General features: G+C 70.6%; 22 protein-coding genes and 2 pseudogenes. 14 read left to right on the forward strand and 10 right to left on the reverse strand.

Going from position 1 to position 27000, the window contains the following annotated elements:
* The first annotated feature begins 12 nt into the window (after nucleotides 1-12).
* The 5 genes from AB0M03_RS27165 (at nucleotide 13) to AB0M03_RS27185 (ending at nucleotide 5149) form a co-directional block, all read left to right on the forward strand.
* On the forward strand, nucleotides 13-600 hold the full coding sequence (locus AB0M03_RS27165; RefSeq protein ID WP_363495327.1) for a helix-turn-helix domain-containing protein: 588 nt from the start codon (nucleotides 13-15) through the stop codon (nucleotides 598-600).
* A gap of 383 nt (nucleotides 601-983) precedes the next feature.
* Entirely contained in the window at nucleotides 984-1418 is a 435-nt protein-coding gene (locus tag AB0M03_RS27170) for a hypothetical protein (RefSeq protein WP_363495330.1), read from the forward strand.
* A 479-nt stretch (nucleotides 1419-1897) separates the two neighbouring features.
* A complete protein-coding gene (locus tag AB0M03_RS27175) occupies nucleotides 1898-3883 on the forward strand; it encodes an APC family permease (protein WP_363495421.1) in 1986 nt (661 codons plus the stop codon).
* 514 nt (nucleotides 3884-4397) lie between these two features.
* Nucleotides 4398-4586, forward strand: coding sequence for a hypothetical protein (locus tag AB0M03_RS27180; RefSeq protein WP_363495332.1), 189 nt, complete (start codon nucleotides 4398-4400; stop codon nucleotides 4584-4586).
* Nucleotides 4574-5149 (forward strand): DUF4118 domain-containing protein, encoded by a 576-nt coding sequence (locus tag AB0M03_RS27185; RefSeq protein ID WP_363495335.1) that lies wholly within the window; start codon nucleotides 4574-4576, stop codon nucleotides 5147-5149. The genes AB0M03_RS27180 and AB0M03_RS27185 overlap by 13 nt, the downstream gene beginning before the upstream one ends.
* Nucleotides 5150-5325: 176 nt before the next feature.
* On the opposite strand, the gene AB0M03_RS27190 is transcribed toward AB0M03_RS27185, so the two are convergent.
* The 6 genes from AB0M03_RS27190 to kdpF form a co-directional block, all read right to left on the reverse strand.
* Nucleotides 5326-6000, reverse strand: coding sequence for a response regulator (locus AB0M03_RS27190; protein ID WP_363495338.1), 675 nt, complete (start codon nucleotides 5998-6000; stop codon nucleotides 5326-5328).
* Entirely contained in the window at nucleotides 5997-8630 is a 2634-nt protein-coding gene (locus tag AB0M03_RS27195) for an ATP-binding protein (RefSeq protein WP_363495341.1), read from the reverse strand. Before AB0M03_RS27195 ends, AB0M03_RS27190 begins: the two co-directional genes overlap by 4 nt.
* Before the next feature lie 171 nt (nucleotides 8631-8801).
* Nucleotides 8802-9431 carry a K(+)-transporting ATPase subunit C gene (gene kdpC / locus AB0M03_RS27200; RefSeq protein ID WP_363495344.1) on the reverse strand — a complete coding sequence of 210 codons (630 nt, stop codon included), beginning with the start codon at nucleotides 9429-9431 and terminating at the stop codon, nucleotides 8802-8804.
* 16 nt (nucleotides 9432-9447) lie between these two features.
* Nucleotides 9448-11559, reverse strand: a complete 2112-nt coding sequence (kdpB, locus tag AB0M03_RS27205; RefSeq protein ID WP_363495347.1) for a potassium-transporting ATPase subunit KdpB — start codon at nucleotides 11557-11559, stop codon at nucleotides 9448-9450.
* Nucleotides 11559-13220, reverse strand: coding sequence for a potassium-transporting ATPase subunit KdpA (gene kdpA / locus AB0M03_RS27210; RefSeq protein ID WP_363495351.1), 1662 nt, complete (start codon nucleotides 13218-13220; stop codon nucleotides 11559-11561). Before kdpA ends, kdpB begins: the two co-directional genes overlap by 1 nt.
* Before the next feature lie 2 nt (nucleotides 13221-13222).
* Nucleotides 13223-13312 (reverse strand): K(+)-transporting ATPase subunit F, encoded by a 90-nt coding sequence (kdpF, locus tag AB0M03_RS27215; protein ID WP_363495354.1) that lies wholly within the window; start codon nucleotides 13310-13312, stop codon nucleotides 13223-13225.
* Between the two features lie 493 nt (nucleotides 13313-13805).
* Between kdpF and AB0M03_RS27220 the strand changes: the two genes are divergently transcribed.
* Nucleotides 13806-14948, forward strand: a complete 1143-nt coding sequence (locus AB0M03_RS27220) for a universal stress protein (protein ID WP_363495357.1) — start codon at nucleotides 13806-13808, stop codon at nucleotides 14946-14948.
* A 173-nt stretch (nucleotides 14949-15121) separates the two neighbouring features.
* Here AB0M03_RS27220 and AB0M03_RS27225 read toward each other — a convergent pair whose 3' ends face one another.
* A complete protein-coding gene (locus tag AB0M03_RS27225; RefSeq protein ID WP_363495359.1) occupies nucleotides 15122-16444 on the reverse strand; it encodes an amino acid permease in 1323 nt (440 codons plus the stop codon).
* A 369-nt stretch (nucleotides 16445-16813) separates the two neighbouring features.
* Between AB0M03_RS27225 and AB0M03_RS27230 the strand changes: the two genes are divergently transcribed.
* The 4 genes from AB0M03_RS27230 to AB0M03_RS27245 all read left to right on the forward strand — a co-directional run bounded on the left by AB0M03_RS27230 (nucleotide 16814) and on the right by AB0M03_RS27245 (nucleotide 20689).
* The gene (locus tag AB0M03_RS27230; RefSeq protein WP_363495362.1) at nucleotides 16814-18673 is read left to right on the forward strand and encodes an NAD-binding protein; all 1860 of its coding nucleotides are present in this window, start codon (nucleotides 16814-16816) and stop codon (nucleotides 18671-18673) included.
* Between the two features lie 174 nt (nucleotides 18674-18847).
* Entirely contained in the window at nucleotides 18848-19396 is a 549-nt protein-coding gene (locus AB0M03_RS27235) for a hemerythrin domain-containing protein (RefSeq protein ID WP_363495365.1), read from the forward strand.
* A 169-nt stretch (nucleotides 19397-19565) separates the two neighbouring features.
* On the forward strand, nucleotides 19566-20051 hold the full coding sequence (locus AB0M03_RS27240; protein WP_363495368.1) for a transposase: 486 nt from the start codon (nucleotides 19566-19568) through the stop codon (nucleotides 20049-20051).
* A 548-nt stretch (nucleotides 20052-20599) separates the two neighbouring features.
* Nucleotides 20600-20689 (forward strand): K(+)-transporting ATPase subunit F, encoded by a 90-nt coding sequence (locus tag AB0M03_RS27245; protein WP_363495371.1) that lies wholly within the window; start codon nucleotides 20600-20602, stop codon nucleotides 20687-20689.
* A gap of 217 nt (nucleotides 20690-20906) precedes the next feature.
* Here the strand turns inward: AB0M03_RS27245 and AB0M03_RS27250 are convergent, their stop codons facing one another.
* The 3 genes and pseudogenes from AB0M03_RS27250 to AB0M03_RS27260 all read right to left on the reverse strand — a co-directional run.
* Nucleotides 20907-21443 (reverse strand): hypothetical protein, encoded by a 537-nt coding sequence (locus tag AB0M03_RS27250; protein WP_363495374.1) that lies wholly within the window; start codon nucleotides 21441-21443, stop codon nucleotides 20907-20909.
* Between the two features lie 408 nt (nucleotides 21444-21851).
* Nucleotides 21852-22031 (reverse strand): hypothetical protein, encoded by a 180-nt coding sequence (locus AB0M03_RS27255; RefSeq protein ID WP_363495377.1) that lies wholly within the window; start codon nucleotides 22029-22031, stop codon nucleotides 21852-21854.
* Nucleotides 22032-22057: 26 nt separating this feature from the next.
* A pseudogene (locus AB0M03_RS27260) lies at nucleotides 22058-22363 on the reverse strand (CorA family divalent cation transporter); the annotation flags it as partial.
* On the opposite strand from AB0M03_RS27260, the pseudogene AB0M03_RS27265 reads away from it, so the two are divergent.
* The 4 genes and pseudogenes from AB0M03_RS27265 to AB0M03_RS27280 all read left to right on the forward strand — a co-directional run.
* Nucleotides 22358-22663, forward strand: a pseudogene (locus AB0M03_RS27265) (FCD domain-containing protein); the annotation flags it as partial. The pseudogenes AB0M03_RS27260 and AB0M03_RS27265 overlap by 6 nt on opposite strands.
* Nucleotides 22664-23181: 518 nt before the next feature.
* Entirely contained in the window at nucleotides 23182-24894 is a 1713-nt protein-coding gene (locus tag AB0M03_RS27270; protein ID WP_363495424.1) for an RICIN domain-containing protein, read from the forward strand.
* Between the two features lie 287 nt (nucleotides 24895-25181).
* Nucleotides 25182-25856, forward strand: coding sequence for a universal stress protein (locus AB0M03_RS27275; protein WP_363495427.1), 675 nt, complete (start codon nucleotides 25182-25184; stop codon nucleotides 25854-25856).
* A gap of 313 nt (nucleotides 25857-26169) precedes the next feature.
* Nucleotides 26170-27000: a hypothetical protein gene (locus tag AB0M03_RS27280; protein WP_363495380.1), complete on the forward strand. Its 831-nt coding sequence runs from the start codon at nucleotides 26170-26172 to the stop codon at nucleotides 26998-27000.

Below are 27000 nucleotides of genomic sequence, written 5' to 3' on the forward strand. Positions count from 1 at the left end.
GGCATCACGGCCATGAAGGCGTCCCCGACCCCGCCGTCGGGCCTGCGCGCCCGCAAGAAGGCCCAGACCCGCCGCACCATCCAGGAACAGGCCCTCAGGCTCTTCCTGAGCCAGGGATACGAGAACACCACCGTCGAGGAGATCGCCGCCGCCGCCGGGGTGTCCCACATGACGTTCTTCCGGCACTTCCCCACCAAGGAAGCCGTCGTCGAAACCGACGACTACGACCCGATGATCATCCAGCTCATCGAACAGCGTCCCCCGGACGAGGATGCGCTCACCGCCCTGCACCGGGCGCTGGCGCAGGGGCTGGAGAGGATCTACGCCGACGACAAGGAAGCGCTCCTGATCCGCACCAGGCTCGTCCTCAGGACACCGGCTCTCCGCGCCAGGGTCTGGGAGAACCAGTACGCCACCGAGCGGCTGTTCGCCCAAGCACTCGCCGCCCGCCAGCCGGAAGCCGGAACCCTGCGCACGCGTGTTCTCGCCGCCGCCGCACTGGCCGCGCTGACCACCGCCCTGACCGTCTGGGTGGACAGCCAGGGCGCCGAAGACCTGCCCGCCCTGGTGGACCAGGCGTTCCAAGCCCTGCACGGCTGAGCCCGCCACCCGGCCGGAACATGCCGACCGGGTCGGCCCACCTGGGTTGATCGCGACGAAGAGGCGCCTGCACGAGCTGTCGGGAAACACCATCGGGCCGCCGGTGAGCGGCTGTGGCCATTCTGGCCATGCTCGGCGTGGCCCGTGGCAGCACGCCTGTCGGCTGTCCCCGGGCACCTGTCAAGAACGCGTATGGATGCGTATGAAGTGCGTCAAGGCTGGTCGCCAGCCGCCTGTTCGATGAACTTGACTGGGCGTCGGCGACGGGCGCCGAAGTTCCGGTGACTCGGTTGCGCCGACTTGCCGGGGTGGCACTGCCGATCGCACGAGCCGCCCGGTGTCTGCTACAGACAGCCGGTTCAAGACGTCCGAGGAGGCCGCCGGTGAGGCTCTACCGCAAGCGCCCTGGCGGCCGCCGGTACTATCCGGTGGCGCCCCGGGTGAGTGTCGGTATTTCTACCGCACTCGCTCTGGTTGGTGGCGGCGTCCTTGTGCCGGCCCTCGACTGGATCGGAGAGGGAGAGTTGGACGGCGGGTGGTTCGCCCTCGGGACGTACACGGCGCTCGCTGCCGTGCTCGGCGCCGTCTCGCGCGCGATGGCGGCGCCGCTGATCGCGCTCGCCTGCTGGCTGTTCTTCGACGGCTTCGCCGTCCACCGCCACGCGGAAATCGGCTGGGACGGCGGCAGCGACGTGCTGCGTCTCAGCCTGCTTGTCGGGGCCGCGCTTGCCACGTCACTGTCCGGCACGCTGCCCCGACGCAGGATCCGGGTCCGGACCATCACCGCGCCCTCCCGCGTGCGCAGCAGCCGCCGTTGACGTTGTATCAGGGTTTTTTTGTCACCCGGCAGTAGACCATGTCCAAGCGCGCACGCAACGAGAAGATCCGCCGCAAGACGAGGCCAACCACGGCTGCAGGCCGGCTAGGAGGCTGGCCCGGTCCCACCCGCTGTCGCCTGCCACCGGCGCTGGGGGACGAGCCGTCCGGCGGCAGCACGACACGGAGCCTCGAGCCAGGTCGCAATGCCGCAAGCAGGACGCAATAGCCTGAATGGCCCATTTGCCGGACTTGACCGGGAAGTATTGACGAATCCTTAACACCTCCCCCAAAACGGCCTCGAAACGGGCCCTCGACGCGACCATCAACCGCTCTGACCTGCGCAAACGCGACGCCCTGCTGGCGAGGAGCGCCGACGCCGCACCGCGGACAGTCCCATTGCCCTCATGGCGCGGCCGAATACGCTCCCCCTGTGTTCAACGTGCCCCAGGCGCTCAAGCGCCTCGTGATCGGCAAGGCCATGCGCAGCGAGGAGCTGGGCGAGACGCTGCTCCCCAAGCGGCTGGCGCTGCCGATCTTCGCTTCCGACCCGCTCTCCTCCGTCGCGTACGCGACCGGCGAGATCCTGCTGGTGCTCACCGTCGGTGGCACCGCCTTCCTCTACCTGACCCCGTGGATCGCGGCGGCCGTCGTCGCCCTGATGGCGGTCGTGGTGATGTCGTACCGCCAGGTGGTGCACGCCTACCCGAGCGGCGGCGGCTCGTACGAGGTGGTGTCCCGGAACCTCGGAGCCAACGCGGGTCTGGTGGTGGCGGCGTCGCTGCTGGTCGACTACGTGATGACGGTCGCGGTGTCGGTGGCCTCGGGTGTGGACAACATCATCTCCGCCTTCAACGGGCTGGCCGACTACCGGGTGCCGCTGGCGATCGGCTTCGTGGTGCTGCTGACGGCGATGAACCTGCGCGGTGTGCGTGAGTCGGGGCGGGCGTTCGCGGCACCGACGTATCTGTTCATCGGCGGCATCCTGCTGATGGTGATCACCGGCCTGATCCGGGTGATCTTCGGTGACAACCCGCAGGCCCCGAGCGCCGCGTTCGGCATCAATCCGGAGGACGGCAAGGACACGCTCAAGGGCCTGGGCCTGCTGCTGCTGGCCCTGCGGGCGTTCGCGTCCGGTTGTACGGCGCTGACCGGCGTGGAGGCGATCTCCAACGGCGTGCCGGCGTTCCGCAAGCCCAAGGCGAAGAACGCGGCGACCACGATGGCCGTGATGGGCCTGACGGCCGTGGTGATGTTCGTCGGTGTCACGGTGCTGGCGATGACCTCGCACGTGCACTACGTGGACGACGCCTGCCAGCTGGTCGGCATCACGGGGGACTGCGCCAACTACACGCAGCAGACGGTCATCGCCCAGCTGGCCTCGACCTTCCTGGGCGGCGACAACAGCATCCTGTTCTACTTCATCCAGGCCGTCACCGCGCTGGTCCTGATCCTGGCCGCGAACACCGCGTTCAACGGCTTCCCGCTGCTCGCCTCGATCCTGGCCGAGCACCGCTACCTGCCGCGCCAGCTGCACACCCGGGGCGACCGCCTCGCCTTCTCCAACGGCATCATCGCGCTCGCGGTGGTGGCCGGCGCCCTGCTGTGGGGCTACCGGGCGGACGTCACCAGCCTGATCCACCTGTACATCCTGGGCGTGTTCACGTCCTTCACCCTGTCGCAGTTCGGCATGGTGAAGCACTGGAACGAGGTCCTGGGCAGCGAGAGTGACCCGGCGGTGCGTGGCGCGGCCCAGCGCTCGCGCGTCATCAACGCCTTCGGCGGCGTGTTCACGGCGCTGGTGCTGGTGATCGTGCTGATCACCAAGTTCACCCAGGGCGCCTGGCTGGCGGTGCTGGCCGCGGTCGTGCTGTGGGTGATGATGCGCGGCATCCGCCGCCACTACGACGCAGTCTCAAACGAGCTGGCGATCCAGGACCCGCGCGAGGAGTCGGTGCGCCCGTCGAAGGTGCACGGGATCGTGCTGGTCTCCAAGCTGCACAAGCCCACCCTGCGCGCCCTCGGCTATGCGCAGGCGTTCCGCCCCGACACCCTGGAAGCTGTTTCCGTCGCGGTGGAGAAGGACACCACCGACGAGCTGAAGGCGCAGTGGGACACGTACGAGATCCAGGTGCCGCTGAAGGTGCTGGACTCGCCGTTCCGCGAGATCACCAAGCCGGTCGTCCAGTACGTGCGCGAGTACCGGCGCACCAGTCCGCGGGACGCGGTGGCGGTGTTCATCCCGGAGTACGTGGTCGGGCACTGGTGGGAGAACCTGCTGCACAACCAGTCCGCGCTGTGGCTGAAGAGCCGCCTGCTCTTCACGCCGGGCGTGATGGTGATCAGCGTGCCCTGGCAGCTGGCCTCTGCGCCGCTCGCCGACCGGCCGGCCCGCCGCGCGCCCGGCTCGATGCGGCGTGGCGAGCCGGCCCCCATGGCCGACGTACCGGAGCCCAACAGACTCTGACATGTGCGGCACTTGGTCGGCCCCGGACAGCCACGCTGTCCGGGGCCGTGCCGCTGGCACCATATGTCGGAGGTCAGTACCGGATCTGCCGGTTCTGTGGCTGGACCGGGTGGTGCTGGTGGGCCAAGAGCCGGCCGAGGCCTTCGCGGGTGGCGGCGATGACGACACGACGGCCGCTGGGGAGCATACGGGTCGGTGGCGGTCCCACAGGATTTCGGGATCGGTGACGTAGGCGGAGAGGTCGCTGTCGACGCACACGACGGGGTGCCCGGTTGCCACAGGCGTTCGTGCACGCCGCTGCCGACCCGGCCGAGGATCTCCAGGACGGCCAGCCGGCTCAGCGCGGTGAACACGGCGAGCCCGCGCAGGCGTGGTGCGGAACCGTCCCGGCAGGGCACCCGGGCACAACGCGGACACGTCCCATCGGGGCGCGTACGGAAAGCGTCAACGGTTACGGGTCCTGGTTGCGCGAGGCCCGGCTGGTGCTACACCGGTGTTCGGAGGAGGTGCGCCGATGCGCCGTTTCGTTGCACGAGTTCCGCTCTCGCTCGTCGTGGCGGCGGTGGTCCCGTTGCTGCTCAGCGTGGTGCTGCTGCCGTTCAGAGGGGGCCTGGCGAATACCAACGTCGCCCTGATGCTGGTTGTGGCAGTGGTTGCCGTGGCGGCGCTGGGGCATCGGCTTGCAGGGCGGTGGCCGCGCTGAGCACGGCCTTGTGGTTCGACTTCTTCTTCACCCATCCGTACCAGCAGCTCACGATCAGCAATTCGGCAGACATCACGACGGCCGTGCTCCTCCTGCTCGTCGGACTCGCGGTCTCCCAGCTGGCCGCCCGCGCGCGTCGCTTCGAGGTCGTCGCCGTCACGGACGCCGGCTACCTGTCCCGGATCCACGACGTGGCGGTACACGCCGGCTCGGCGAACTCCGCGATCGCCGTGGTCGACCAGGTACGGGACGCGCTGATCGAGGTACTCGACCTGCGGGCGTGCCACTTCGAGTTCGGCTCGCTGCTGGGCCACCCGCCGCGTCTGGAGCACGACGGATCCGTCGTGCTCGGGCGCCGGGAGTGGGATGCCGATCGGCTCGGCCTGCCGGAGGAGGAGGTCGAGCTTCGTGTGTTCAGCAGCGGCCGCTACGTCGGGCGTTTCATGCTGGAGCCCAAGCCCGGCACCATCCCCTCCCGGCAGGCTCGCATTGTGGCCGTGACCCTGGCCGACCAGGCGGGTGTGGCGCTGGATGCCCTGCACCGCCCGTCCAAGGTCGCCTGACCTCAGCGGGCACCAACTACCGGCTGGCCCGGGTGGTCGTTCACGGGTGTCGTTTCAGCGATACTCGCGGAGGCGGGGCCGCATACCGATCGCCGTGGCGGAGAGGATACCGCGAGCCAATGCGCCCGCTGCCGCGGTGGTCGTGTCGAGGTCGTTGTCCGCTCCTGCGGGACGGGTTACGGGTCGTAGCGGTAGCCGATGCCCGGTTCGGTGATCAGGTAGCGGGGCCGGGTGGGGTCGGGTTCGAGCTTGCGGCGCAGCCCGGCGAAGTAGACCCGCAGGTAGTTGTTGTGCTGCTCGGCGTCGGGGCCCCAGACTTCGCGCAGGAGGTGTTTGCCGGGCACGAGTCGGCCGGGGTTGGCGAGCAGGAGTGTGAGGATCTTCCACTCGGTGGGGGTCAGCCGCGCGTGGCCGTCCGGCCCGGTGACGGTCCCGGCGCTCACGTCGATCTCGTTCACGCCGATCCGGGCCCTGGCGCCCGGTGCCGTGCGGGTGGGCCTGCGCAGGACGGCCCGCAGTCGGGCGAACAGCTCGTCCATGTCGAACGGTTTGGTGAGGTAGTCGTCGGCCCCGGCGTCGAGGGCTCGGATCTTCTCCTCGGTGTCCGCGCGGCCGGAGAGCACGATGATCGGCACGTCGAGCGAGCCGCGCAGGCCTCGGATCACATCGACGCCGTCGAAGTCCGGCAGGCCGAGGTCGAGCACGACCGCCTCGGGTCGCTCCCGGCCGGCCGTATCGAGCGCTTCCTGTCCGGTGCTCGCGGTGACGACGCTGTAGCGGCGGGCGCGGAAGTTGATCCGCAGGGCCCGGAGCATCTGCGGTTCGTCGTCCACGAGAAGGACGCGGCTCACTTCTCCTCCTCCTGCACGTGCACATCGTTGCCGGCCGGTGCCGATTCCGACGTGCTGCCGGCCTCGTCGACCACGGGGGATCCCGACTCCGATTCGTCCGTACCGTCCGACCAGGTGGGATGGACGGCGGGCAGGACGAGCAGCATGGTGGTGCCGCCGCCGGGGGTGTCCTCCACTTCCAGGGTGCCGCCCATGGCCTCGGCGAGGCCGCGGGAGAGGGCGAGGCCGAGGCCGACGCCGGTGGTGTTGTCGTTGTCGCCGAGGCGCTGGAACGGCAGGAAGACCCGGTCGCGGTCCTCGGGCGGGATGCCGGGGCCGCGGTCGACGATGCGGATTTCGACCTGGCCCCCGTGGCCGCTCGCGGTGACCAGGACCGGTGCGCCGGGTGCGTTGTGTCGCAGGGCGTTGGCGATGAGGTTGGCCAGCACCCGCTCCAGCAGCGGCGGATCGGCCAGCACCGGCGGTGCCTGGCCGAGGTCCAGGGGTTGGACGGCGGCGTCCGGGTCGGCGAGGGAGTCCATCGCGCGTGGCAGCAGCTCGTCGAGATGGGCCGCCTCCAGATGAAGGGTGAGAGCGCCGGCTTGGAGGCGGCTCATGTCGAGCAGGTTGTCGACCAGCCCGGTGAGCCTCAGCAGCGATTCGTTGGCCATGGCGAGGAGTTCGGCCCGGTCCTCGTCGGAGAACTCGACGTCGGGGCTGAGCAGCGAGCCGGTGGTGGCGAGTGCGGTGGCCAGCGGGGTGCGCAGGTCGTGGCTGACGGCGGCGAGCAGGGCGGTGCGCATCTTGTCGGCGGCCTTGATCGGTTCGATCTCGGCGGCGACGGTGGCGAGCCGGTCGCGTTCCAGTGCGGCGGTGATGTGTGCGGTGAATGCGGTGAGCACGCGTTGGTCGGCGGCGGGCAGTCGGCGTCCGGCGAGGATCAGCAGTGCGTCCGGGCCGGCCGGCAGCTCGGTGACCGTCCGGCCGGGGGCTGGTTCGCCGTCGGAGTCGCTGCGGGCGATGGCGCCGCCACTGCGGTCGAGCAGGGCGACCGAGTCGAGGCCGAAGGCGGTGCGGGTCTTCTCCAACAGAGCGGGGAGTGCGTCGGCGCCGCGCAGTACGCTGCCGGCGAGGGTGGAGAGGGTCTCGGCCTCGGCGGTGGCCCTGGCGGCCCGGGCGGTGAGGCGGGCGGCGTGGTCGACCACCGTGGAGACGGTGAGTGCGACGGCCGCGAACACCGCCAGGGCGATGAAGTTGTTGGTCTCGCCGATGGTGAAGGTGTGGACCGGCGGGATGAAGTAGTAGTTCAGAAGCAGTGAGGCCACCAGCGAGGCGAGCAGTGCCGAGACCGCGCCGCCGAACAGCGCCACGCCCACCACGCCGAGCTGGAAGATGAGGGCGACGGTCGTCAGATTCAAGCCGCTGTCCATCTGGGAGAGCAGCAGGGTCAGGACCGCCGGCACCGCGAGCCCGGCCAGATAGCCGGCCAGCGTTCTGCGCGGGGAGTTGCGGCGGCCGAGGGAGGGCAGCCGGCCGCGGCCGGTGAACTCGTGGGTGACCATGTGGACGTCGATGTCCTCGGAGGCGTCGACGGTGGTCTCGCCGATGCCCGGCCCGGTGAGGAACCGGTTGATCCGGCCGCGGCGGCTGGTTCCCAGGACCAGCTGGGTGGCGTGGTGCGCGCGGGCGAAGGCCAGCAGGGCGGTGGGTACGTCGTCGCCCACGACCACGTGGTAGGTGCCGCCGAGGTCCTCGACGAGCTGCCGCTGCTGGGCGAGGGCTCCGGGCGAGGCGCCGGCGAGGCCGTCGCTGCGGCTGATGTGGACGGCGAGGAGTTCCCCGCCCGCGGTGCGGTCCGCGATCCGGGCGGCGCGGCGGATGATGGTCTCGCCCTCGGGGCCGCCGGTCAGGGCCACGACGACGCGCTCCCTGGTCTCCCAGACCCGGTCGATGTTGTGGGTGGCACGGTAGTCGCGCAGGCCCTCGTCGACCCGGCCCGCGACCCACAGCAGGGCGAGTTCCCGAAGGGCCGTCAGGTTGCCGACCCGGAAGTAGTTGGAGAGCGCGGCGTCCACCTTCTCGGCCTTGTAGACGTTGCCGTGCGCCATGCGGCGGCGCAGGGCCTGCGGGGCCATGTCGACGAGTTCGATCTGGTCGGCGCGGCGGACCACCTCGTCGGGGACGGTCTCGCGCTGCGGGATGCCGGTGATCTTCTGGACGACGTCGTTGAGCGACTCCAGGTGCTGGACGTTGACGGTGGTGATCACGTCGATGCCGGCGTCGAGGAGTTCCTCGATGTCCTGCCAGCGCTTGGCGTTGCGTCCGCCCGGGATGTTGGTGTGGGCGAGTTCGTCGACGAGGGCCACAGAGGGCCGACGGGCCAGGAGCGCGTGGAGGTCCATCTCCTCGAAGTCGGTGTCCCGGTAGTGCCGGCGGATGCGGGGGACGACCTCGAGCCCGTCGAGCATTCCCGCGGTGTACTTGCGTCCGTGGGTCTCGATGTAGCCGACGACCACGTCCGCGCCGCGCTGCTGTCTGCGGTGGGCCTCGTCCAGCATCCGGTAGGTCTTGCCGACGCCGGGGGCCGATCCGAGGTAGACCCTCAGCCGGCCGCGGCGGTGAGCGGTGCCGGGGGTGAGGTCACGGGACATGGGTGCTGCGCTTTCTGACGAAGGCGGCCGAGTACGGGGTGGAGCACTGTCCGGGAGCGGGGCGGTCGGGCCTGTTCCACTGAGTGGCCACGGAACGCGGGGCGACCGGCCCGGACGCGGTTGGATTCCTCCGCGCCCGGGCCGGTCCGGACTATCGTCGGGACAAGGGGGTCACTTCGTCTCGCTCACGGCTTTGTTGAGGAGCACGACGTTGACGCCGTCCTGGCCGAGGAAGCCGAGCGCACGGGTGTCGGTGTACTGGTCGATCAACCGGTTCAGCGTCTCGGCGGAGATGCCGCGCTCCTTCGCGACACGGTTGACCTGCTCCTTCGCGTAGGCCACGGAGATGTGCGGGTCGAGGCCGGAGCCGGAGGAGGTGACCGCGTCCGCCGGGACGGAGGCCGCATCGACGCCGTCGAAGGCGGCGATCGCTGCGCGGCGGTCCTGGATCGCCTTGGTCAGCTCCTCGTCGTTGGGGCCCAGATTGGTGGCGCCGGAGGACTTCGGGTCGAAGTTCCCGGCGGAGAACCGGGGCTGGAACCACTTCGGGTCCGGCTTCGCCTGCTCGTCCGGGTCGTCGGGATTCTGCTTGGGAAGGTCGTAGCTCTGGCCGAGCAGGCTGGAGCCGATCTCCTTGCCGTCGGCCTTCACGATGGAGCCGTTGGCCTTGGCCGGGAAGGCGACCTGGCTGATGCCGGTGACGAGCAGCGGGTAGGCGAGGCCGACGATCACGGTCATCACCAGCAGCATCCGCAGCGCCGTGAGATGGGTGCGCACGAGGGTGGGCAGGGGCTTGGACATTCCGGTCTCTCCTTTCTCAGCTCAGGCCGGGGACGAACTGCACGATCAGGTCGATCAGCTTGATGCCGACGAACGGCACGACCAGGCCGCCGAAACCGTAGACCCCGATGTTCCTGCGCAGCAGTGATGAGGCGTCGGACGGCCGGTACTTCACGCCGCGCAGGGCGAGCGGGATCAGGCCGACGATGACCAGGGCGTTGAAGACGACCGCGGAGATGATCGCGGATTCGGGGCTGTGCAGGCTCATGATGTTGAGGTGGCGCAGGCCCGGGTACACGCCCGCGAACATCGCCGGGATGATCGCGAAGTACTTGGCGACGTCGTTGGCGATCGAGAAGGTCGTCAATGCGCCGCGGGTGATGAGCAGTTGCTTGCCGATCTCGACGATCTCGATCAGCTTGGTGGGGTTGGAGTCCAGGTCGACCATGTTGCCGGCCTCCTTGGCCGCCATGGTGCCGGTGTTCATCGCGACGCCGACGTCGGCCTGGGCGAGAGCGGGGGCGTCGTTGGTGCCGTCGCCGGTCATCGCGACGAGCTTGCCGCCGGCCTGCTCCTTCTTGATCAGGGCCATCTTGTCCTCGGGGGTGGCCTCCGCGAGGAAGTCGTCGACGCCGGCCTCCTCCGCGATCGCCTTCGCGGTCAGCGGGTTGTCACCGGTGATCATGACGGTCTTGATGCCCATCCGGCGCAGCTCGTCGAAGCGTTCGCGCATGCCCTCCTTGACCACGTCCTTGAGGTGGATGACACCGAGGACCCGCGCGGGTGCGTCGCCGATCTTCGCCGCGACGACCAGCGGGGTGCCGCCGGCGGCGGAGATGCCGTCCACCAGCTGGCTGACGTCGCTGCCGACCGTGCCGCCGTTGGCGGTGACCCAGTTGGCGACCGCGCCGGCAGCGCCCTTGCGGACCTGGTGCACGCCGTCGGCCTCGTCGAGGTCGACGCCCGACATGCGGGTCTGCGCGGTGAACGGCACCCAGGTGGCGTGGGCGAGCTCGCCCTGGGCGCGGGCCCGCAGGCCGTACTCGGTCTTCGCGAGGACGACGATCGAGCGGCCCTCGGGGGTCTCGTCCGCGAGCGAGGACAGCTGGGCCGCACTGGCCAACTCGTCCGTCCCGACACCGGGTGCGGGGAGGAACTCGGCGGCCTGGCGGTTGCCGAGGGTGATGGTGCCGGTCTTGTCGAGCAGCAGGGTGTTGACGTCGCCGGCGGCCTCGACGGCGCGGCCGGACATGGCGAGGACGTTGCGCTGCACCAGGCGGTCCATGCCCGCGATGCCGATCGCGGACAGCAGCGCGCCGATGGTGGTCGGAATGAGGGCGACGATCAGCGCGACCAGGACGATCATCGACTGCGGGGCGCCCGCGTAGGTCGCGAGCGGCTGGAGCGTGACCACGGCGATCAGGAAGACGATCGTCAGCGACGCCAGCAGGATGTTCAGCGCGATCTCGTTCGGGGTCTTCTGTCTTGCCGCGCCCTCGACCAGAGCGATCATCCGGTCGATGAAGGTCTTGCCCGGCTCGGAGGTGATCTTGACGACGATCCGGTCGGAGAGCACCTTGGTGCCGCCGGTCACGGCGCTGCGGTCACCGCCGGACTCGCGGATCACCGGGGCGGACTCGCCGGTGATCGCCGATTCGTCCACCGAGGCGACGCCCTCGACGACGTCCCCGTCACCGGGGATGGTCTGCCCGGCCTCGACCACCACCAGGTCGCCGAGCCGCAGGGCGGTGCCCGGGACCTCCTCCTCGGTCTGCAAGGCGGGCCAGTCGGTCAGGCGCCGGGCCATGGCCTCCGTCTTCGCGCGGCGCAGGGTGTCGGCCTGGGCCTTGCCGCGGCCCTCGGCGACGGCCTCGGCCAGGTTCGCGAAGACCACGGTCAGCCACAGCCAGGCGGTGATCGACCACGCGAACACCGACGGGTCGGCGACCGCGGAGACGGTGGTGACGACCGAGCCGACCTCGACCACGAACATCACCGGGTTCTTGACCATGACCCGGGGGTCGAGCTTTCTCACCGCGTCCGGCAGGGACTTCGCGATCAGCTTCGGGTCGAGAAGGCCTCCGGAGACTCGGTGTGGAGCGTGACTGTGGTCCACGGTCTCGCTGCTGGGGGTAACGGTGGTGGACATCAGTGGAGACCTTCCGCGATCGGCCCGAGAGCGAGAGCCGGGAAGTAGGTGAGGCCGACGACGATCAGGACGACGCCCGACAGCAGGCCGACGAACAGCGGCTTGTGGGTGGGCAGGGTGCCCGGGGTGGCCGGGACCGGCTGCTGCTGCGCCAGCGAGCCGGCCAGTGCGAGGACGAACACCATCGGCAGGAAGCGGCCGAGGACCATGCACAGACCGAGCGCCGTGTCATACCAAGGGGTGCTGACGGTGATGCCGGCGAACGCGGAGCCGTTGTTGTTGCTGGCGGAGGTGAAGGCGTACAGCACCTCGGAAAAGCCGTGCGCGCCCGTGTTCAGCATCCCGGCCCGCTCGCCGGGCAGGGCCATCGCGATGCCGGTGCCGACCAGCACCAGTACCGGCGTGGTGAGGATGTACAGGGAGGCGAACTTCATCTCCCGGCCGCCGAGCTTCTTGCCCAGGTACTCCGGGGTCCGCCCGACCATCAGGCCCGCGACGAACACTGCGACGATCGCCAGGATCAGCATGCCGTACAGACCCGAGCCCACACCGCCGGGCGCGATCTCGCCCAGCATCATGTTGAAGATCGCGATGCCACCGCCGAACGGCGTGAACGAGTCGTGGAAGGAGTTCACCGCACCGGTCGAGGTCAGCGTCGTCGACGCCGCGAACAGAGTCGAGGCGGCGATGCCGAAGCGCTGCTCCTTGCCCTCCATCGCCCCGCCGGCCGTCTGCAGCGCGCTGCCGCCGTGGTGCGACTCGGCGACCGTCATGAGGGCGGCGGAGGCGATCCAGAACAGGGCCATCACGGAGACGATGGCGTAGCCCTGGCGGTTGTCGCCGACCATCTTGCCGAAGGTGCGCGGGAGCGAGAAGGAGATCACCAGCAGCAGGAAGACCTCCAGCCAGTTGGTGAAGCCGTTGGGGTTCTCGAACGGGTGCGCGGAGTTGGCGTTGAAGAAGCCGCCGCCGTTGGTGCCCAGCTCCTTGATGGCCTCCTGTGAGGCCACCGGGCCACCCGGGACGGCCTGGGGATCACCGGCGAGGGTGGTCAGCTCGTGGAAGCCGTGGAAGTTCTGGATCGCGCCGTTCGCCACCAGGACCAGTGCCATGACGATCGAGATCGGCAGCAGCAGGCGCAGCACGATGCGGGTGAGGTCGACCCAGAAGTTGCCCACCCGGTCGGTGCGGTTGCGGGTGAAGCCGCGGATCAGTGCGGCGACGACGGCGATGCCGACGGCGGCGGAGACGAAGTTCTGCACCGCGAGACCCGTCATCTGCACCAGGTGGCCGAGCGCGGACTCACCCGAGTAGGACTGCCAGTTGGTGTTGGTGGTGAAGGAGATCGCAGTGTTCCACGCCTGGTGGGCCTCCATCTCCGGTACGCCGAGGCTCAGCAGCAGGTGCGTCTGGAGCCGGATCAGGCCGTACAGGAACAGCACGGAGACGGCCGAGAAGGCCAGCACCGAACGCAGGTAGACCGGCCAGCGCTGGTCGGCGTCACCGTCCACGCCGATGACCTTGTAGAGGCCGCGTTCGACTCTCAGGTGCTTGGCGGAGGTGAGGAGCTTGGCGATGTAGTCGCCGAGCGGGCGGTAGCACAGGGCCAGGGCGCCCACCAGGGCCAGGGCCTGCAGCCACCCGGCAAGAGTGGAGCTCATGGTCAGAACTTCTCCGGGTAGATCAGCGCGACGACGAGATAGCCGACGAGCAGGGCGGCGACGATGAGACCTGCGATGTTCTCTGCGGTCACAGCTTCTCCACCCCTCGCGCGATCAGGGCGATGACGGCGAACACGGCGACCGTCACACCGACGAAGAGGAGATCGAGCATGGCTCCACCAAGGGTTTCAGGGTGTACCCGCGAGCGCCCCCGACGCTTTCTTCTCGCGGCACCGGCGGCCGGCCGGCGAGAAGCAGCCAACCAGCCCCTTCCGCTGCATTGCGGATTCCTGACGCCCTCCATACGGGCGGATCTGAAATCTTGACGCGCCCTTGACGCCCACCTTCCCGACCGGCCGCAACCGGCCGCGAGTCACCGGCGGACTGCTGGTCGGTGGCGACGGCGATGCGATCAGCCGCTCCCACGGCAGGCCGCTCCCCCAGGATGTTCGCGCAGCACGTCCGGGGCTGAACGTGCCGCGCGCCGAGGCGGGCGTGAACGACGATGGAGGAGGGAGGGTGCCGGGTCTCCTCGCGGGCCATGGGTCTCCTGACGCTGGACCGGCACCCGCAAAGGAGCGGATAGTGGCGCGCGGCAGACTGCGGGTCTACCTCGGAGCGGCCCCCGGGGTAGGCAAGACGTACGACATGCTCGCCGAAGGACAGCGCCGCGCCGAGCGGGGCACCGATGTGGTCATCGGGTTCATGGAGGACTACGGGCGGCCGCTGACCCGGAAGATGGCCGAGGGCCTTCCGACGGTGCCGCGCAAGAACATGCCTTACCGCGGTACCGCCTTCACCGAGATGGACCTCGACGCCGTCCTCGCCCGCCGCCCCCAGGTCGCCCTGGTGGACGAACTGGCCCACACCAACGTCCCCGGCTCCCGCAACGACAAGCGGTGGCGGGACATCGAGGAGCTGCTGGAGGCGGGCACCGATGTCATCACCACCGTCAACATCCAGCACCTCGAATCGCTCAACGACGTCGTCGAGCAGATCACCGGGGTCCGGCAGCGGGAGACGGTGCCCGACGAAGTGGTCCGCCGTGCCGACCAGATCGAGCTGGTGGACATGTCGGCGGAGGCGCTGCGGCGGCGGATGGCCCACGGCAACATCTACCCGCCCGACAAGATCGAGGCGGCGCTGTCGCACTTCTTCCGGCCAGGGAATCTCTCCGCACTGCGGGAGATCGCCATGCTCTGGGTGGCCGACCGCGTCGAGGAGGCCCTCCTGCGCTACCGCGGGCAACACGGCATCCAAAAACCGTGGGCCACCCGGGAACGCGTGCTGGTCGCCCTGTCCGGCGGCCCCGAGAGCGACACACTCATCCGGCGCGGCAAACGGACCGCCTCCCGCGGGGCGGGCGGCGAACTGCTCGCCGTCCACGTCCGGCGCGACGACGGACTGGCCACCGGCAACGCGAACCTCCTGGCCCACCACCGTGCCTTGGTGGAGAGCCTCGGCGGCAGCTTCCACACCATGGCCGGCGACGACCCCGCCGAGGCCGTCCTGGCCTTCGCCCGGAAGATCAACGCCACCCAGATCGTCATCGGCGCCACCCGCCGCAGCCGCCTCAAGAACCTCCTCGGCCGAGGAACGGGAGAAGCCATCATCGAAGGCTCCGGCGACGACATCGACGTCTACGTCGTCACCCACGACGAAGCAGCCCACGGCAGACTCCTGCGACGCCACCGCGTCCAGTCCCAGAGCACCGACGACACGCCGTGACCGCCCACGCGCCTCGCCCACACGCGGCGGCGCGGGACACACCAGAGTGGTGGACCAGCCCCGCCCGCCATGGGCCCGTTCCGGGCCGCCGTGCTCCCGGGCATCCGCTGGTGGCTGCGCCGCGGCGAGGGCATGGTGCGCCGAGCGCGCGGTAGGCGCTCCGGGGCTGCACGTCAGCCGGCTTCGGCCCGGCTCTCGACGTCCTCGATGCCGCTCGGGCGCCCGGCGCGGGCCCAGCGCAGGTAGAGGGCGCCGCCGATGGCGAGGGTGGCGACGAGGGAGAGCACCGGCCAGCCGCGCAGCAGGTTCACGGCCAGCGTGAACGCGACGGCGACGGCAGCCCCCGCGTTGACCAGCGCCAGCAGGGGCTTGCGCTCGGACCGGGCGAAGCGGGCCATGGCCAGCAGTCCCACCAGGAAGCTGACGAACACCGACACGGCGTAGAACAGCACCAGCTCCTGCTCCTGCCCGGCCGCCGCAACGATGATCACGGCGGCGGCGCCCAGGTACACCACGACCGACCAGTACGGGGTGTGGTGCTTGTTGGTGCGGCCCAGGAAGGCCGGCAGGACACCCGGCCGCCGGGCGGTCCCGGCGAGCGCCTTGAGCAGTCCGGGGCCGGCCTGGAAGGACGAGCTCGCGGCGGCGAGCAGCAGCAGGGAGCTGGAGAGCTGGAAGGTGCCGTAGAGCCAGCCGGGGCCGGCGGAGGCCCGGGCGATGTCGGCGATCTGGGTGGAGTCCGTGCCCGGCAGGCCGATGCCGAGTTTCACCGCGAGGCCGGCCAGGGCCAGGGTGAGGCCGCCCACGATGACCAGGAGCAGGGCCAGGGTGCCGCGGCCGAAGCGGCGGCGGTCGCGGTCGTCGAGCTGACCGAGCTGGGCGATCGCGGTCGACGGCGCCTCGACGCCGGTCGCGAGGGCCATGGCCACCGGGAACGCCATCACCACGGCGAGCACGGCGGGACGCCCGGGGTCTGCGGCGGCGGGGGCACTGCCGGCAGCGTGCGGGGCGAGGAAGCCGAGAACCAGCACGGCCCCGGCCGTGACGACGAAGACGACCGTCATCGCTGCGAACAGCAGCCGCCCGCCGTGGCCGAACCAGGTCAGTGCGGCCACGACGAGCAGCAGGACGAGGGCGAGCGGGATCCGGATCGGTGCGAGGGCCGGGGCGAGCGCGATGACGGCGCTGGACGCGGCGGCGATGGAGATCCCGATCGTCAGGACGAAGTCGACGACCAGTGCGCCGATCGGCAGGAAGGTCCACTTGGCGCCGAAGGCCCGCGCCGCGGCGGCGGCCGCACCGCCACCCTTCGGGAAGCGCCGCACCAGCTGCCAGTAGTTGGCGGTGACCACCACGACCAGGCCGACGACCAGGGCCATGGTGGGCAGCAGCAGGGCGAGGTCGCCGTGCAGGGCGTGCAACGCGGCCTCGATGGCGTACGCGACCGAGGACACCGGGTCGGCGATCACGGCGAACGCGAAGGCGAAGAACAGCACCGACCGGCGCGGCCCACGCCGCGCGGGGGCGGACGGTGCGGAAATACTGGTGGCAGCGGGGGAGGACATGGCGGTCACGCTCCGGGTCGGGACGTTTTCAAAACGTTCAGTACGTCGCCGACCAGGCTTCCCGGCACACCAGGCGAAAAGACTACGCCAGGAACCCGTCATCGAAGTGTCAAGGAAGCATCAAGGAAGCGTCAAAACCCTTGGCTTCCCCACGTCCGGCGCCGGCGGACCGGTGGGCGCCCGTCTCCGGAGTGCGCGGCCCTGTGCTCGGTCCGTCATGCGGTGACCGGCCGTCAACCACCGGCCAGGGGAGGGGGTTTTCTGCTCCTGGCAGTCGGATCGAACGGCAGACTGGCCCTCATGGCCACGACACCCGCCGACCGCCCCGGCCTGCATACCCCCGCTCTGCGGCCGCATCTGCCGAGGCAGCAGGCGGCGCCCGCGCCGCAGCCCCGCAACCACATGATCGTCTGCGGGGACGACGCGCTCGCCCACCGCCTGGCTGTCGAGCTGGCCACCCTCTACGGGCAGCGCGTCACCGTCGTCCTGCCCTCGCTGCGCGGCGGCCACGGCCCGCAGATCGCGGCACTGGCCGCCGAGCACACTGCGGTGGGCGTCGTCGAGGCCGAACAGCTCGATCTGGCGACCCTGCGCGCGGTCGGCGTGGACGGCGCGGTGGCCCTCGCGCTGACCTCGGACGACGACAAGGCCAACCTGCACGCCGGGCTGCGCGCCCGGCGGCTCAATCCCGGGCTGCGGCTGGTGCTGCGGATCTACAACCGCCGCCTCGGCCGCCGCGTCGAGCAGCTGCTGGACCGGGCCGCGATCGCCCGCGACCCCCATCTCACCGCGGCCGCCCTCCAGGCCTCCACCACCGTGCTGTCCACCTCCGCCACCGCCGCCCCGGCCCTGGTCGCGGCCGCCGTCTCCGGCCGCAGCCACGTCGTGCACGTCGACGGCCGTCTGCTGCGCGCGGTGGAAGCGGGACCCGCCCGGCAACCGGGCCATGAGATCGCCACGCTCACCAGCACGGAGCAGGACGGCAGGGGCGAGCTCGTCCTTCCCGATCCCGCGCGCGTGCCGGACGGCGCCGAGCGGGTCGTCCTGGAACTCCTCGGCCCCGCACAGCCCATCGGCCGCACCCGGCGGCTGCCGGGACTGACCGGCCTGCCCTTCGCAGCCCTGTTCTCGCCGCGCCTGCGGTGGGCACTGGCCGGTCTGGCGGCACTGATCGGGGTGCTCGCCGCGCTCACCACCGCCCTCGCCGGCCAGCCCCCGCTGCACGCCCTGTGGCTGACCGTGCTGGACGTTCTCGGCACCGCCGACCCCGCCGACGACGGCAACCCCGCCCGCAAGACCCTGCAGATCCTCACGGCCGTGGCCGGCCTGCTGCTGATGCCACTGCTGACCGCCCTCGTCCTGGAAGCCCTCGGCACCTTCCGCACCGTCTCGGCCTTGCGGCGCCCACCGCGCGGCCTGTCCGGGCACATCGTGCTGGTCGGACTCGGCCGCGTCGGCAGCCGCGTACTGGAACGCCTGTGGGAGCTGGAGGTGCCCGTCGTGTGCGTGGAGAGCGACCCCGCCGCCCGCGGCGTGGCAAGGGCCCGCGCCTACGGCGTCCCCGTCGTCATCGGCGACGCCACCCAGGACGGCGTCCTGGAGACCGCGCACATCACCCGCAGCCAGGCCCTGATCACCCTCACCAGCGACGACAGCACCAACCTCGAGACCGCCCTGCACGCCCGCGAATGCCACCCCGGGCTCAGGGTCGTCCTGCGCCTGTTCGACGACGACTTCGCCGGCGACATCTACAGCGCCCTGCGCGACTCCTACCCCCGGGCCGAGACCCGCAGCCGCAGCGTCTCCTTCCTCGCCGCCCCGTCCTTCGCCTCCGCCATGATGGGCCGCCAGGTCATCGGCGCCCTCGCCGTCGGCGGCCAGGTCCTGCTCGTCGCCGCCGTCGACGTGGCCCGCAACCCCCGACTCACCGGGCACACCGTCGCCGCGGCACACCGCCCGGGCCACTGGAGGATCCTGGCCGTCGACCTCGCCGAACCCGGCGAACGCAGCCCCGACCTCGCCCACCCCTACACCACCGCCCCCGAGCTGCTCTGGAACCCACCACCCACCCGCATGCTCAGCGACGGCGACCTGGTCGTCGTCGCCGCAACCCCCGAAGGACTCGGGCAGCTGCTGCGCCCGCCCGCGGGTCCGGCCTGACACCCGGGACGGGCCGCTGCCGAGCTCTCCTGTTCGCGGGAGCGCCCGCGTTCCGCAGGACAATGGCAGGAGACGGAGAACGGGCCCGGCGTACAGGAAAACCTGCAACGGACGGGACCGGGCGGCCGTGCCCTGCACGGTCCCGGGCCGCCTTGCAACCGGAGGTGGGACGACATGCACGGTCTGGACATCGTGGAGGAGCTCGTCGTCGACCACCGGGAGGTGGAGGCGCTGTTCGACCAGATCCGGGTGCTCCCGCCGGCGGACGCCCGCCGCAAGCACCGCGCCGACGACCTCACGATCGCCCTGGTGCGGCACATCGTCGCGGAGGAGGAGTACCTGCGCCCCGCTGTGCGCGAGCGGGTGATGGGCGGGACGGCGCTCACCGAGGCGGCGACGGCCCGGGACGGCCGGATCGAGGAGACGCTGCGGGAGCTGGAGCACCACCAGGCCCACGACCCGGGCTTCGACGACCTCGTGGACCGCCTTGCGGCCGGGGTCTCCGCCCACGTCGAGGCCCAAGAGCACCAGGTCTTCCCCGCGCTCCGCAGCTCCTGCACCACCGACGAGCTGCAGGAGCTGGGCCGCAAGGTGCGCCACGCGAAGAAGCTCGCGCCCACCCGGCCCCACCCCTCCGAACCCACGAACAAGCTCCTGGTACCCGCGGTCGGCCTGGTCGACCGGCTCCGCGACCTGCTGTCCGGGCGCGGCCACACCGTGTGAACCGAAGCCGCCGACCTGGCAGCCCCCATTACCTTCTTGGTGGCTCCGTGTCCCGTGGGCGAGCGGTCCCCTGGCACTTCCGGTCGAGGCCTGGCCGGGGCCGGGCGGCCGGATGCCGGCTGCACCCTGCGGCGCACGGAACTGGACGAACTGCACGCCCTGGGCGAGCATGCCAGCGAGGCTGGCCACGGGCACCGCCAGCTCGTCTCCCGCCTCCTCGCCGACCGCGGCCCCGCTGATCGTGGCCCGCTTCACCAGGAGCCAGTGCCGGCCCTGCCCGGTTCGGGCCAAGTGCACCACCTCCCGCGACTCAGCGCGCACCGTGGGCTTCCCGCCGCGCGAGCTGCTCGAACTGCAACGACGCAACCGCGCCGAGCAGCAGGACCCGGACTGGCACAAGCGCTACGCGGTCCGCTCCGGCATCGAGGGCACCATCTGCGAGTTCGCCCACGGCCACGGCATGCGCCACTGCCGCTACCGCGGACAGGCAAAGGCCCACCTGCAGCACGTCCTCACCGCCATCGCCGTCAACATCGAACGCCTCAGCCGACAGCCTTCCGGCAAGACCGCGCCCCCACGACCACCGACGGCCTTCCAGGACCACCTCGACCGGCAGAGCATCCCGCGCCTACGTTCCTGGCGAGCCGCCGGCTGACACGGCAGCGACCAAGATCCCCGACAGAGTCAAGCTCAGGGCTGGTTCTCCCGCCGTGGCTGATGGGTTGCGCCGAGCCCGACGGCGCCGAGGACGGAGCCCGCAGTCATCACCGTGCGGAGGCCGTGACGGTCGATGATGCGGCCGACGGGGATGCCAGCCAGGCCGACAGCAGAAGGACAGCGGTGGTCCGGCCGAGTGCTCCAGCCGGCGTCGGCGGTGATGTGCGGGGCGGTGCACTCGGGTGGACGACACTGATCCCACGGCACAACGGGCGGTAGGCGTGCAACGCTCCGCCCCGAACGGCGGCGAGGGCAGTGGGCCAGTCGGAAACTCGGGCCGTGACTGTACGCCGGTTTCCTGTCAACGATCCGTCAAGATAGAGGCCCCGGGATCAAGGAGTCGTCAGGATCGGACCGGGTGCCCGACGGGCGGGAATAGCCTCTCGGCACGGCTGCCTCTGCATCCATACCGCGGCCCGGGGATTCCGCCCCCGGACGCCCTCCGTCTGCTCCGACGCAGGCCCTGACACCCATGAGGAGTGGCACATGAGTGCCGACACCGCAGCCGGTCTCCTGGTCGCCGCCGCACTCACCGTCTACCTGATTCTGGCCCGGAAGTACCCGGACAAGTTCTGAAGCCGACCGCCGGGCCCTGCGGACAGGGCGCGGCGGCTCATCGGAGCACCGTCTCGAAGGGATCGTTCGGGGCCTGCGGCAGCGCGGGACCGATGGGACCGGCCCCGGCCGGGCCACCGGCACCGGGGCTGTCGGCCGCGAGGTGGTCGACATCGCCGGCATCGGGGAAGCGGATGCTTCGAACGGTCCGGACGAACAGGCGGGAGTACAGCTGCTGCTACCCGTCCGGGTCGGGGGTGGCGAGTTCGACGATAAGAACGCCCCGGAGAGCGGGCGGCATCGGCAGGTACGCCTTGGCGGACAGCAGTGGGACACGGGTGCCGGGTGCAAGCTCCCGGCGTTGCCCGGCCGGGTCTTCGGCGGCGGCTTCGGCGGCGCGCTGGAGGTCCTCGCCCGCCTGGGTGCGGCGCTGCTCGTAGGTGTCCAGGGTCTGCCTGCGCAGGGCGAGGTAGTCGGGGTCCGCGCCGATCAGCAGGAGGTTCGCCGCCTGGGCGTCCATGTCGCTGAGGGCGAAGTAGAGGTCGGCGGCGCGGACGGCCTGCGGGGCGGCCCGGTGTCCGATGGTGTCGATGCCGTCCCGCGCACCGGCGAGCACCGAGGCGACGGCCCCGCCGAGGCCGAGCACGCAGGCCAGGCACAGCGCGGTGAACGCCCGGACCAGGCGCGGGGTGGTCCAGGAGGACCGGCCGACGCGTCGGCGGGCGGCCGAGGCCGCGGCAAGGGGAGCGCGCGGCCCGGGCGGTCCAGCAACCACCCCGGGGCCCGCCACCGCCGGCGAGCCCGTCCTCTTGGTACCGGTCGTCGTATCCAGCGCACCCGGTGCCATGACCGCGCGTCCCCCTCCCCCTGCCAGTGGGCCGCCGAAGACCCTCCCCCGGTGGTCCGTCCGGAGCCGGGCCCCGGCACGGCCCCGCGCTCCTTCCTCACGAAGGGACGCGGGGTCGTTCGGCACGGACGACGGTATGAGTCCCGGACCCCCGCAGAGCGTTCCCTGACGTTCCCATGACGACTGCTGCGGCGTTCCTGACGGATCATTGACGGCGGAGCCGTTCCGGCCGAGCGTCGTCAACCCGTGGCCCGCCCGGCGCCCAGCACCGCCGTGCCAAGCCCGTCCAGCGTCTTCGGGAGCGTGGGCGCCGGGTCCACAGCTCAGCTCGGCCGGTCACGGGCGGTGGTCGACTCCGGTCATGTGCGGGCTGCACTCTGCCGCCCGGCGCCTGTAGAGGCCCCAGGCCGTGAGCGCCGAGGCCGGGACGGCAAGGCCGGGTACGGCCCACCAGGGAGAATCGAGCCAGAAGGCGAGGAACGCCGAGAAGACGACCACGGAACCGTAACGGCGCATCGCGCCTCCCTCCCTCGACATTGCGGTCACAGCCAGTTGCGGCGCTTGAAGATCATGTAGAGGCTGACGCAGACCACGCCCATCAGCGCGATCGCGAACGGATAGCCGAATGCCCAGTGGAGTTCGGGCATCTCCTCGAAGTTCATGCCGTAGACGGTGCCGATCAGGGTCGGCGCGAAGAGGATGGCCGCCCAGGAGGAGATCTTCTTGATCTCGTCGTTCTGGGCGTGTCCGGCCTCGGCGAGCTGCTTCATCTCCTCGTTCTGCCGCTGCGAGACCAGGGTGGCGTTGACGGTGAGGATGTTCTGGAGCATCTGCCGGAATCCGACGACGTGGAACAACTCAATGCCCACGATGTCGCGTTCCACCGCGCCGTCATCGCGGCCACAGGCAACGAGACCCTGGTCACGGTCCTGGAGGGCGTCTCCGGCCGTACTCTGCGCCCGCACGTGGCGAGGTCTGGTCGACGCCCAGGCCTCGGCGCGGACCATCGCCGAGCACGAAGCGATCTTCCGGGCGCTGTCGATCCGCGACGCCCCCTCTGCCAGGCCGCTGCGTTGATGCACGTCAGCAACACCGCGCTGTGGCTGAGCGATCACCTGCGTCCAGGAGAAATTCTCCCGTGGACGTGAGAGGGCGGTAAGTGACGTGGCGTCCGTTTTGCAATTTCAGTTGGGGTAGGGCCGCGGCTGGGTGAGCAACCCCAGCTGGGTTCGACCATCGATCGCCTCGCACGCCGCCCTGGCCCGCAGCGGAACTCCCGGCCGTGTGGCCGGTGCCGCGCCGGGCGACAGGCCGAACCGCCGACGACCGGCCGACCGGTCGTCGGCTGCGTTTCGCCCCGGCCGCCGCCCCGCCCGACGACGTGATCGCCAGCCGCCGCGCGATGCCCGAAAAATCTTCGCGGTCCGGGGCAACCTTTCCGGGGGCGGCGACAACTGGGTGGTGTCCAGACAGGCGGTCTGGTCAGAGGCAACGGCTGAAAGAGAGCATCGACATGTTCCCTCGTCCATCCACGTCGCCGGAGGCGTCGCCCGGCGGCCGCGCCCGCCGTGGTCGCGCGTCGTTCCGCTCGGCCGTTGCGGGGCGGCGGCAGACGCATCGTGGCCGTCGGCTGTACCAGCGCCGGAGTTTCTGGGCAGCCGTCAGCCTGGCGGTCGTGGGCGGTTCCGTGGTCGTGGTCAACACAGCCTCAGCGGGAGCCGTGGACACGAACGCCTGGTACGTGCTGGTCAACCGCAACACCGGCGAGGCGCTGGACGGACTCGGCTACGCCACGTACGACGGTGCTTCGTTGGGGCAGTGGAGCCGTACCGGCGGAACCAACCAGCAGTGGAAGTTCATCGACTCGGGTGACGGGAACTACCGGCTGCAGAACCGGAACTCCGGCAAGGTGCTGGACGACTACAACTGGTCGAAGACCGAAGGCTCCGAGCTGGTGCAGTGGCGCGACCTGAACGGCGCCAACCAGCAGTTCCACCTGGAGAAGTCGTCGGACGGCTACGTGCGTCTGATCAACCGCTTCAGTGGCATGGCCGTCGAGGTCCCGCTCGGCTCCAAGGCCGACGGGGGCCACCTCGCCCAGTACCACGACTGGAACGGCCCCAACCAGCAGTGGAAGCTCGTCCCGGCCGGTAGCGTCAACGGCACCGGGAACACGGGGAGCTCCGGCAGCAGCACCACGCCCACCCCGCCGGGCGGCAGCGCTCCGGCGAGCCAGGCTCCGAGCACCCGTCCGACGACGGCGCCGCCCTCGGCGTCCCCGACCGCCGCCGGCGGCAGCTCGACGAAGCGTTTCATGGGCAGTAGCACGGTGCTCATCGGCGGCAGCATGAACGACACCTCGGCGAATGCCGCGCCGTTCGACGTGCGGTACGCCTACGTGCACAGCCAGCCCGCGCCCTCGTCGGACTACTACACGGCCTCGCGCTGCAATGCCGCGTGGTCGGGCTGGTGGGGCTGCTGGACCGGTGACACCACCGCGCCCGGCACCTACGTGACCTGGCGCGACAGCTTCGTGACCCAGGCGACGTACCAGGGCAAGCCGCGCCCGCAGAAGAACCTCTGGACCTGGTACTCGCTGCGCGACCTCGGAGACGCGGCGGGCCAGGGCGACGGTCCGGGCGAGGTCCAGGCCATCAACAGGACCGATCTGCTCACCCGCTACCTGAACGACTACCGCTTCTTCCTCCAGAAGATCGGCACCTCGCACGACATGATCGACCTCGAGCCCGACTTCTGGGGCTACGTCCGCTCGCTCGGCAACCCGCACCAGGTCGCCGCGCAGGTCAAGGCCGCGAATCCGACGGACTGCGGATCGCAGGAGAACAGCGCCGCAGGCCTGGCCCAGTGCCTGATCTCGATGGCGCACAAGTACGCGCCGAACACCGGCGTGGGACTGCACCTGTCCTGCTTCGACTGGCAGCAGAACACGCCGCAGTGCGTCAAGGACTACGCGGACCTCGGGGCGAAGAACGCCGACTTCCTGGTCACCGACGTGACGGACCGCGACGCGGGCTGGTACGCGCTGCCCGCCCATGGCAGCCGTGACACCTTCTGGAACGACCAGAAGGCCTTTGCCGCGCTCGGGTTCTACAAGACGATGGCCGAGTCGGTGGGCAAGCCGGTGGTCCTGTGGCAGGTCCCCCTGGGCAACATGGCGCAGAACAACACACCCAACCACTACAAGGACGACAAGGTCGACTGGTTCTTCTCGCACCTGAACCAGGTGGCGGACGCACACGTCGCCGCCCTCCTGTTCGGCGCCGGCTGGCAGGAACAGACCACGCCCGAGACCGACGGCGGAAACCTGATCAACAAGACGATCGCGTACCACAACTCGGGCGGCACGCCGCTCAAGTAGCCACACCCAGCCGGTCGGCCCACCCTTCGACGGGGCCGCGTTCATCCCCCGTCGTCCCGCCGAGCATTCCTCGGCCGGTGCCGACCGGCTGCCGCCGCCCGCGGGCGCCGGGCGTAGCGCCGGCAATCTGCTTCACCGTTGACACACGACCGCCACGCCAACTCAAGCGTCGTGACCTGGTCGCGGGCTCGCAAGGCTATGGCCGGGGACGGGTGAACAACCCCTGCCCGGTCTCGACCAGGATCCCGCGCTCGACCAGCCGCTTGAGCTTCAGCCGGGCGTTGTTGATGTTGCTGGGCGTGAGCTCCACGTCCATCGTCGCACACACCGCCCGGGCCCGTATCGGGGCGCCGGCTGCGGAGCCGGCCGCCCGGCGGGTCTGCCAGGCGAACGTCCGGTGCCGGTGCCCTGCTCCCTCAGGCCCCCTGACCGGCCCCCCGGAACCGTCCGCCCCGGGGTCCGAACGGTGGAGGGCCCCGGCCGGGACCGATTCCTACCCTTTTGGCATTGGCCTGGCTCAGGGAAGGCGTGATGCACGAGGGTTACCGGCGGGTCGTCGGGGGTGTCAGCGGTTCCATAGGAAGCAGCACCGCCCTGCACCGTGCCGTGACCGAGGCCCGGCGCTTCGATGCCGAAGTACTGGCCGTGATGGCGACCACTCCCAACGTCCACAGCGCCGATCACATCGTGGTGGAGCGGACCATGGCGGAGCGGGCGCTGGCAGGCGTCCTCGAATCCGTCTTCGGAACGGGCGGCCGCCCTCCCGGTGTCCGCTTCTCGGCCGGACCGCCGACCGGGACGGCTACCTCCTCGTCGTCGGCGCCCGGCGACGACGCCTGCTGCCCGGGTTCTCCACCGCACGGTACTGCGCCGCGCACGCGGCGTGCCCCGTCCTCGTCGTCCCCCTCCCGCCCCTGCGGACCCAGCCGGACGTCGCCGTGGTCGACGCCTCGGAGCTCTGACCGCTCCGGCGCCCGTCAGGCGGCACCGCCCGCCGCCGCGCCGCGCCATCACCCGCTCTGAGCCTTCGCTTCCCTCGGCGACTCGGCTGGACCCCGCCGGCCAGCGCTGCCCCTGGAACAACTCGCGGCCTACCCGGACCCCCAAGCCGTGGCCGACCTCTGCACCCACCTGACCGGCTGACGCGCTGTCGCCTGCGGTTCCCGTCCTCGAGAAGGTGCGGCCCGCAGTGGCCTTACGAACTCCTTTGCACGGCCCTACCTTTGAGCCATGAGATCTCAGCGTTCTGGCCCGCTGGCGAAAGTTGTGTTACCCGTGACGGACGGATGGCGGCTGCTGTTCGTCCCCAGCCGGGTCCGCCAACTGGCGTTCGGTTTCTACGCGAGCATCGCGGTCCCGGCGGTGGTCGCCGCCCCCCTGCTGCTGGGCGCACTGCTGGCCGCCGTGATATCGGGGAGTTCCGTCGCCTGGGGCGGTCTGTGGGTCATCCTGGCGCTCACGGTCGTCGGAATGATCCTGCTCATCGTGGCCGCGGTGTGCGTCACGGCGTCCACGACGGTGCGGTGGGTCGAGTTCCGCCCCCGGGGAACTCCGACCCAGGTCGTCATCGCCCGCTTTCTGCGTTCGTCGACCATGGCGATGGCTGATCTGCAGCGAGTCGTCGTCATCGAGCGACTCAGTCTCGGGCAGCGACAGTCGATCAAGGTGATGCTGCATACCCGCGGCGAGACGGTGGAGTGCGAACCGGAGACCTTCGCACCGCTCTCTCGGGTCGATGCACAGGCGCTGACCAGCTGGTTGACCGAGCAACTCGCCCCGGCCCAGGTGGCGGTGGAGCGTCAGACGGACGTCAAGCGAGACTTCTTGCGTCCGGACGAGTGGTGGACCCCGTCCCACACCGCCGAGCTGTGGGGGGTACCCATCGGCGAGGTCGACGGCATAGCCGCCCGGCGCCGCGTCGAGAGCTACGAGTACACGCCCCGGGCATCCGCGATGTACAGCCCTGGCACTTCGGTCACCGTCTACGACCCGGGCCGTGCCTACGAGGTCGCCGAAGAACTCCGCGCGGAACGAGCCGCCCGCCAGGCCGCCGGCGGCACGGCAGCTCCCGGCCCGGACGAGGACGACGCAACGGATTCCCGCTGA

This window comes from Kitasatospora sp. NPDC051914 (assembly GCF_040680995.1).
Lineage (GTDB): Bacteria > Actinomycetota > Actinomycetes > Streptomycetales > Streptomycetaceae > Kitasatospora.

What these genes read in the sequence shown, in the direction of transcription:
- AB0M03_RS27275 (WP_363495427.1), top strand. Translation starts at nt 25,182, where the DNA reads ATGTTGCTGGGCGTGAGCTCCACGTCCATCGTCGCACACACCGCCCGG.
- AB0M03_RS27245 (WP_363495371.1), top strand. Translation starts at nt 20,600, where the DNA reads ATGAGTGCCGACACCGCAGCCGGTCTCCTGGTCGCCGCCGCACTCACC.
- AB0M03_RS27180 (WP_363495332.1), top strand. Translation starts at nt 4,398, where the DNA reads ATGCGCCGTTTCGTTGCACGAGTTCCGCTCTCGCTCGTCGTGGCGGCG.
- AB0M03_RS27235 (WP_363495365.1), top strand. Translation starts at nt 18,848, where the DNA reads ATGCACGGTCTGGACATCGTGGAGGAGCTCGTCGTCGACCACCGGGAG.
- kdpA (WP_363495351.1), bottom strand. Translation starts at nt 13,220, where the DNA reads ATGAGCTCCACTCTTGCCGGGTGGCTGCAGGCCCTGGCCCTGGTGGGC.
- AB0M03_RS27255 (WP_363495377.1), bottom strand. Translation starts at nt 22,031, where the DNA reads ATGCGCCGTTACGGTTCCGTGGTCGTCTTCTCGGCGTTCCTCGCCTTC.
- AB0M03_RS27195 (WP_363495341.1), bottom strand. Translation starts at nt 8,630, where the DNA reads ATGTCCCGTGACCTCACCCCCGGCACCGCTCACCGCCGCGGCCGGCTG.
- AB0M03_RS27230 (WP_363495362.1), top strand. Translation starts at nt 16,814, where the DNA reads ATGGCCACGACACCCGCCGACCGCCCCGGCCTGCATACCCCCGCTCTG.
- AB0M03_RS27165 (WP_363495327.1), top strand. Translation starts at nt 13, where the DNA reads ATGAAGGCGTCCCCGACCCCGCCGTCGGGCCTGCGCGCCCGCAAGAAG.
- AB0M03_RS27175 (WP_363495421.1), top strand. Translation starts at nt 1,898, where the DNA reads ATGCGCAGCGAGGAGCTGGGCGAGACGCTGCTCCCCAAGCGGCTGGCG.
- kdpB (WP_363495347.1), bottom strand. Translation starts at nt 11,559, where the DNA reads ATGTCCACCACCGTTACCCCCAGCAGCGAGACCGTGGACCACAGTCAC.
- kdpC (WP_363495344.1), bottom strand. Translation starts at nt 9,431, where the DNA reads ATGTCCAAGCCCCTGCCCACCCTCGTGCGCACCCATCTCACGGCGCTG.
- AB0M03_RS27240 (WP_363495368.1), top strand. Translation starts at nt 19,566, where the DNA reads ATGCCAGCGAGGCTGGCCACGGGCACCGCCAGCTCGTCTCCCGCCTCC.